Origin of the sequence: Actinocrinis puniceicyclus (genome assembly GCF_018283645.1) — a bacterium.
In the GTDB taxonomy this organism is placed as follows: Bacteria; Actinomycetota; Actinomycetes; order Streptomycetales; family Catenulisporaceae; genus Actinocrinis; species Actinocrinis puniceicyclus.
In genome coordinates, this window is record NZ_JAGSXH010000194.1 from 1 (window position 1) to 6,899 (window position 6,899).

Annotated in this window: 7 protein-coding genes; all 7 read right to left on the minus strand. The window is 70.5% G+C overall.

Features of this window, described 5'->3' with window-relative positions; genetic code table 11:
- Positions 1 to 86: 86 nt before the first annotated feature.
- Positions 87 to 677 (minus strand): acyl-CoA-like ligand-binding transcription factor, encoded by a 591-nt coding sequence (locus KGA66_RS27335; RefSeq protein WP_211472183.1) that lies wholly within the window; start codon positions 675 to 677, stop codon positions 87 to 89.
- 14 nt (positions 678 to 691) lie between these two features.
- Positions 692 to 2,353, minus strand: a complete 1,662-nt coding sequence (locus tag KGA66_RS27340; RefSeq protein ID WP_211472185.1) for an MFS transporter — start codon at positions 2,351 to 2,353, stop codon at positions 692 to 694.
- Positions 2,354 to 2,543: 190 nt separating this feature from the next.
- Positions 2,544 to 3,404, minus strand: a complete 861-nt coding sequence (locus KGA66_RS27345; protein WP_211472187.1) for an AfsR/SARP family transcriptional regulator — start codon at positions 3,402 to 3,404, stop codon at positions 2,544 to 2,546.
- 303 nt (positions 3,405 to 3,707) lie between these two features.
- On the minus strand, positions 3,708 to 4,013 hold the full coding sequence (locus KGA66_RS27350; protein ID WP_211472189.1) for a hypothetical protein: 306 nt from the start codon (positions 4,011 to 4,013) through the stop codon (positions 3,708 to 3,710).
- An 85-nt stretch (positions 4,014 to 4,098) separates the two neighbouring features.
- Complete coding sequence (locus KGA66_RS27355) at positions 4,099 to 4,353, minus strand: DUF5988 family protein (RefSeq protein WP_211472191.1); 255 nt, start codon at positions 4,351 to 4,353, stop codon at positions 4,099 to 4,101.
- Positions 4,354 to 4,465: 112 nt separating this feature from the next.
- On the minus strand, positions 4,466 to 5,974 hold the full coding sequence (locus KGA66_RS27360) for an FAD-dependent monooxygenase (RefSeq protein WP_211472193.1): 1,509 nt from the start codon (positions 5,972 to 5,974) through the stop codon (positions 4,466 to 4,468).
- Positions 5,975 to 6,102: 128 nt separating this feature from the next.
- Positions 6,103 to 6,899, minus strand: a 797-nt coding sequence (locus tag KGA66_RS27365) for a phosphopantetheine-binding protein (protein ID WP_211472195.1), incomplete at its 5' end; no start/stop codon positions are given.

The window sequence follows — 6,899 nt, forward strand, 5'->3', positions numbered from 1 at the left end:
TCGCCCCCGTGTCGCCCCCGTGTCGCCCCCGACCGGTGGCCGGGTGACGCCGGTTTCCCGCCGTCACCCGGCCACCGCGCTCGCCGTCACAGCGGCAGACCGGACTCCAGCAGCGCGAGAGCTTCGTCGATGCGCTGATACAGCTGGTCGTCCACGGCGGCGTCGCCCAGATCGGGTGTCAGGACCGAGAGCACGACGCCCAACACGGCGCCGGCGTAGGCCCGCACGGCCAGGTCGCCCGACGCCCGGCCGGTACGCTTCGCCACCGCCTCGGCCATCGCGTCGATCGTGCGGGCCAGTTCGTCCAGGCTGCGGGCGCGCACCTCGGACACGGACATCGCGAACGCCGACATCTCGCGGAACCGCGCCCATTCCTGGGGGTCGTACGCCGCGATGGCCTCACGGATCGCGGCCCGGATCGCGGCGACCGGCGTCAGGTCCGGTGGCTGCCGCTCGAACGCGCCGAACATCCGCTCGTCGAAGTCGTCCCCGAGGACCACGTCCTCCTTGGTCGGGAAGTAGCGGAAGAACGTGGACGGCGAGACCTCGGCGGCCGCGGCGATCTGTTCCACGGTCGTGGCGTGGTAGCCCTGCTCGCGAAACAGCCGCAGCGCGTTGTCCCTGATCGCGGCGCGCGTCCGCGCCTTCTTGCGTTCCCGCAGGCGATCCTGTTGCATCCCGTCACGTCCTGTCAGATCGTCCTTCTCGCCGAGGACGCCGGTGCGCCCGGGTCGGCCGGCTCCCGCGGCGCATCCTGCGGCGTTTCGGCGGCCGTGTCGAGCCCGGCGCGCCGCGGCAGGAAGGCCAGCGCCATGAGTGCGCCGGCGACGGCGATCCCGGCGCACGTCCACAGCATGACATCCATGCCGTGGATGAACGCCGTTCGCACCTCGCCCAGCAGCGTCGCCGAGTTCAGCTTGTGTGCCACCGCGACACCGCCGGAGACGCCGCCGCGTGCTGCGGAGGCGACCTGCTCGGGCAGCCCGGTCAGCGAGAGCCGGCTGCGGTAACCGTTACTGATCACTGTACCGAGCACGGCGACTCCGATCGTCGCGCCGACCTGGCGCACCGCGGAGATCAGTGCGGAGCCGGCGCCGCTGCGCTCCTCGGAGAGCGGGCCGACCGCGGCGTTCATCGCGGGCGGCATCGCCAGGCCCAGGCCGAAGCCGGTCACCGCGATCCAGGCGGCGGCGTAGCCGGTCGAGGACCCGATCCCGGTGAGAGCGCCCATCGCCAGGCCGACGGCCATCGCCGCGAAACCGGTCCCCGTGGCCGCCCTCGCGCTGACCTTCGGCCGGCCCGGCCTGCCGTCCGGGCCCTTGGGTGCGTCGCTGAGGCGGCTGCCCGCCACCATGCCGACCACCATGCCGCCGATCATCGGCAGCAGCCGGATCCCGCTGCCGAGCGGGGTCGCTGCGCGCACCTCCTGGAAGTACAGCGGCGCGGCGAACATGAGGCCGAACATGGCGAAGGAGACCAGCGTCATCAGGATCGTGCCCCAACGGAAGCCGGCGATGCCGAACAGCGGCAGGTCCACCAGCGACTGGCCGCCGGTGCGGCGCGCGACCAGCCGCTCCCAGGCCACGAACAGCGCGAGCACCACCGCGCCGGCCGCCATCGTCGTCACCGCGGCGGTGTCGGACCAGCCGTTCTGACCGGACCTGATGAACCCGAAGGTGAGTGCGGCCAGCCCCGCGCTGGAGATCGCGATGCCCGCCACGTCCAGGCTGGGGCGCTTGTCCGCCCGCGACTCGGGCAGCAGGAACGTGACGGCGGCCAGCGCGATCGCCACGATCGGGACGTTGATCAGGAAGACCGAACCCCACCAGAAGTGGTTGAGCAGGAAGCCGCCGAGGATCGGCCCGATCGGGTAGCTGACGAAGACCGCGCCGGCCATCAGCGTCAGCGCCTTCTGCCGCTCATGCTCGCCGAACATCACCGGGATCACCGACAGCGCCATCGGGAAGACGGCGGCGGCGCCGATGCCGAGCGCGGCCCGTGCGGCGATCAGTTCCCCGGTGCTGGTCGAGTAGGCGCACCACACGGAGCTGGCGACGAAGATCGCCAGCGCGGCGAGCAGCATCCTCTTGCGCCCGTACCGGTCGCCGAGCAGCCCGGCGGGCAGGATCAGCGCGGCGATCACCAGGCTGTAGGAGTCGGTGATCCACTGCAGGTCGCCGGTGCCCGCGTGCAGCCTGGCGGCGATCGTGGGCAGCGCCAGGCTGAGCACGGTCAGGTCGAGCCCGACGACCAGCACGCTCACGGAGATCGCGGCCATCGCCCACCACCTGCCGGCGGAGCCGTCCGGCTGCCGCGAGGCGGATGCGACGTCGGCTTGCGCATTCTGCGTCATGATGACATCCGATATCTTTCGTCAGTAGCTACCAAGTGGGAGACACTACCAAAAGATAGTTGCACCCGGATGTCGCCGTCAATCCGTCGCGGTTGGACGGCCGGGGAGGAGAAGCCGCAGGTGGACACCGCATCGGCGGGGCGCCCGCGCACGGGCGTATCAGGATGCGACGGTGTTCGGCGGGGCGGCTTCAGCAGGTGGCCATCGGTTCGTGCAACAGCGGATCGGCCTTGAGTATGGCCAGCTGGATCCGCTGTAGTTCGATCCCTGGTTCGAGGCCCAGCTCGTCGTGGAGCGTGGAGCGCACCGTCTGGAATGCCTTCAGCGCGTCGGCCTGCCGGCCGCAGCGGTACAACGCGAGCATCAGTTGTCTGTGAAACGCCTCGCGGGTCGGGTACTCGGCGGCGAGCGAGTAGAGCCGTCCGACCGCCTCGCGGTGCCGGCCGAGAACCAGTTCCGCGTCGATGAGGCGTTCGAGGCACTCGGCTCTGGTCTCGTCGAGCCAGGTGGCGTAGCCGCTGATGACCGGCCCGCCGGGGGTGCCCCCGAGCAGCGGGCCGCGCCACAGCGCGAGCGCGGAGTTGAAGCTGGTCGCGGCCTGTTCATAGCGGTGTTCCTTCGCGCAGGCGCGGCCGAGACGCGACTGGTGTGCGAATGCGTGCACGTCGAGGCGGTCGCCGTCGATCCGCAGGAGGTATCCGGTGGGCCTGGTGAGGATCGGATCGCCGGCGGTGCCCGCCTGACGCAGCAACTTGCGCAGCTGGGAGATGTACACGTGCACGCTGGCGATGGCTCTGCCCGGAGGGAAGTCCCCCCACAGCTCACCGATCAGCTGGTCCGTGGTGACCAGTTGTTCGGCGCGGATGAGCAGCAGCCCGAGCAGCGTCTCGGCCTTGCGCGAGGTCACTGATGAAGTGCCGGCCGGGCCGGTGACGCGCAGGGGCCCGAGGACCTCGTAGTCGAGCGCGCCCTGCGGGCTCTGGCGCGCGGCGGGATCCGGTTCATCGCGTCGTGCGTTGTCCGCGGTCGCTTTCCTTTCCGCTGCAAGCATTTGTCATCCCTGATTCAGGCATCAGCCGTTTCGTCATTAACGCGCAATGCGCTGATTCGGAGCGTACTGATGTCTGTGTGCCGGTCGAACCCCTACTCGCCCCGGTCCGGCCCTGGGAATCTCGTGCGCGGCCGGGCGGAAAACCGGGGTGGCGTCGGGTGGCGTGGGAGATCGGCGCCTTCGCGAGGCCGTCGCCGCGCACCGGGCGCCGCCCCCTGCGTATTGGGTGCCGCGTGCTGCGTGCTGCCGTGCTGCGTGCTGCCGTGCTGCGTGCTGCCGTGCTGCGTGCTGCGGACGGATTGGCTAGGCCGCCGCCCGCTCGCCGCGCACCTTGAACTTCCCGAACATGCCCGCCTTGACCTTGCCCTCGAGTTCGTCGCCCGCGACGGACACGGCGAAGGCCAGCGTCATCCTCATCTGCTTGAGGTTCATCTTGAACTCGAGCGCGTCTCCGGAGCTGTGGCCGTCGAAGACCTCCGCGGTCAGCCCGTTGGCGTCGTTCGTCATCGTGCCGGTGACGATGCCGTCCTCGTCGTGCAGGACGGCGGTGAAGCGCTGGTCGCCCATCGGCGTGTTCACGAGCAGTTTCCACTGGCCTTGCACACTCATCAGTGACCTCCCTTGTCTCGACGTGCAATCAGTGTTTCCGCGGCGGCTTGCGTGCCGCCTGGCACGGCCTAAAGCGCCAGGGCCCTCATTCGGCCATCTTGGTGCGGGCGGTCCAGCGGAAGACCACCGGGACCGCGGCGGCCGGGTTCGGACTCTCAGCCGGATCCGGGTCCGCGATCCGCACGAAGTGCTCGTACCCGCCGTAGTGCGCTACCTTGATCTTCTTCTCGTGCGCCGGAACGCGGCCGGTGCGCACCGACTGCGGCAGGTCGCCCGGCCCGCCCTCCAGCACCGCCAGGATCGTCGCCTCGGCGGCCGCAACGCCGTTGAACTCGGTCATCGTGGAACCTCCTTTTCAGCGTCGTGCGTCACGGGCGGGACGCGCCGTCCCGCCCTGCGGTGGCGGCGACCGGCTCCCGGACGCCACGACTCAACCCGTGTCCGCGCCGCGCTCACGCCGTGGACGCGCCGAACCACGCCCGCAGCGCGGCCAGCAGGCCGGCGGCGTCCCCGCCGGTGGCGTCGACCCAGGCCGCGTGGCCGTCGGGCCGCACCAGCACCGCGGCGGCGTCGATGGGCTCCAGCGGCTGCGCCGCCACCACGTCGACCCGGTCGGACCAGCCGCTCACGTCGGGCAGCCGCTGTGTCGCGCCGGAGAAGTCGAACAGGACGCCGTGACCGCCACGCAGCGGGATCAGGGCGTTGCTCTCGCCTTCGTCGGTCTTGATCGCCAGCGGGCCGAGGCGCGCGCCGAGCAGGGCGTGCGGTTCGCCGTGCGGCGGCGCGTCGGCCTCCTGCCCGGTCTCCCGCGCCGGCATCGGGTAGCGGACGTCCAGGCCGGTGACGAAGTCCAGCAGGTATCGGTTGACCTGGTCCTTGGTGATCAGTTCGGTCAGCATCTCGCGCAGTTCGCCGATCCCGCCGGTCATCGGCATCAGCGCGGTCTGCGCGGCGAGGTTGCGGCACGCCCGCGCGCCCACCGGGTGGCGCTCGCCGTGGTAGGTGTCCAGCAGGCCGGCCGGGGCCCAGCCCTCGATGGCGGCCGCGAGCTTCCAGCCGAGGTTCACGGCGTCCTGCATGCAGGTGTTCATCCGCTGGCCGCCCAGCGGGAAGAACATGTGCGCGGCGTCCCCGGCGAGGAAGACGCGGCCGTCGCGGTACTGAGCGGCGTTGCGGACCGTGTCGGGGTAGCGAGCCAGCCAGTCGGCTTGCGCGCCGGTCAGCTCGAAGCCCGTCAGGCGCTTGATGTGGTCGAACGCCTCCTGCGCGGTGACCTCGCCGGCCGGCGGGGTCGCGGCCCACTCGGCGGTGACCACGCGCAGCGTGTCCGGACCGAGCGGGGCCCCCATGAAGACCCCGCCGTCGGGGTAGTGGAACGCGCCGAGCAGGCCCGGTTCGAGCTCGCCGATGCTCACGGTGAGGTCGCCGTAGATTCCGTAGAACGGCGAATCCTCGCCGGGGAAGTCGATTCCGGCCAGCGACCGCACCGCGCTGTCCGCGCCGTCGCAGCCCACGAGGTATCCGCCGGCGACCTCGACCGGCGTCCCGTCCGCTTCGACCGTGACCGTGACGGTGACTTCGTCCTCGCTCTGCCTCAACGCGGTGACGCGGTGTCCGAAGCGCACGTCGACGCCGAGTTCCCCGGCCCGTTCCAGCAGTTCCCGGTTGAGCCGTGCCTGGTTGAGCAGGACGTTGTTCCTGCCGTTCATCACGGAGGCGTCCAGCCACAGCAGCGCGTAGTGTGCGACCCCGATCGGCAGGGAGTCCTCGTACATGCCTTCCATGAGGCCGCGCTGTTCGAGCAGTTCGACCGAGGTGGTGTTGATGGCGGCCGCCGGGGTGTCGCGGCGCGGGCCCGCCGCCGCTTCCAGGACGATGGCGCGCACCCCCCTCAGGCCCAGTTCACAGGCGAGCATCAAGCCGGTGGTGCTCGCTCCGGCGATGATGACCGTGTCGTTCATGTGCGGCTCCTTGGATGTGCGTCGTCGGCCCGCGCGTGGTCGGTACCTGCGTGGTCGCGCGGTGTTTCAGAGGTCTGTGATCGACGGGGGCCGGGGTGTCCCGGGTCGGCTCGTGCGTCGGCCCGTGGTCAGCCGGCCGGTTCCAGCGCGGTCGGTTCGGACTGGGCGAGCTCGGCGCGCAGGTAGCGTGCGAGCGCCAGCGGCGTGGGGTGGTCGAAGACCGCGGCGGCCGGGATCTGGAACCCGGTTCGGGCGACGATCCGGTTGTTCAGCTCCAGCGCGGTGAAGGAGGAGAATCCGAGTTCGAGGAAGCTGGACTCGGGGTCCATCTCCTCGGCCGATTCGTGGCCGAGTACTTGGGCGGCGTGCTCCAGGACCAACCGCAGCACGAGCTTTTCGCCTTCCGGGACGGTGGCCTCGGCGAGGCTGCGCAGGAACTCGCTGTCCGGCTCGCAGTCTTCTTCGCTCTCTGCGACGTCGTCGGCGTCGGCGGCGTCCGCGCCTGTTTCGGGCCCTGCGACGAGTCGGGGAGCGTGCAGCCAGTAACTCTTCTCCTGGAAGGCGTACGTCGGCAGATCGGTGCAGTGCGGGTCGGCGTCCGGGTGCTGCGCGGACCAGTCCACTGCGATTCCGCGGACGTGGAGGTGGCCGAATGCGCCGAGCAAGGCCGAGACCTCGGGGCGTCTGCGCTGCATCGTCGGGATGAATGCGTGCGTTCCGGCTTCGTCGGCGATGCACATCGACGCCATCGCGCAAAGCGTGTCGTCGGGTCCGAGTTCGAGGTAGGTGGTGGTGTTGTGGGTGTGGAGGTGGGTGATGGTGTGGTGGTAGTGGACGGTGTTGGTGAGGTGTTGGGTCCAGTAGGTGGGGTTGAGTTGGTGGGGGGTGAGGGGTTGGCCGGTGGTGTTGGAGATGACGGGGGTGG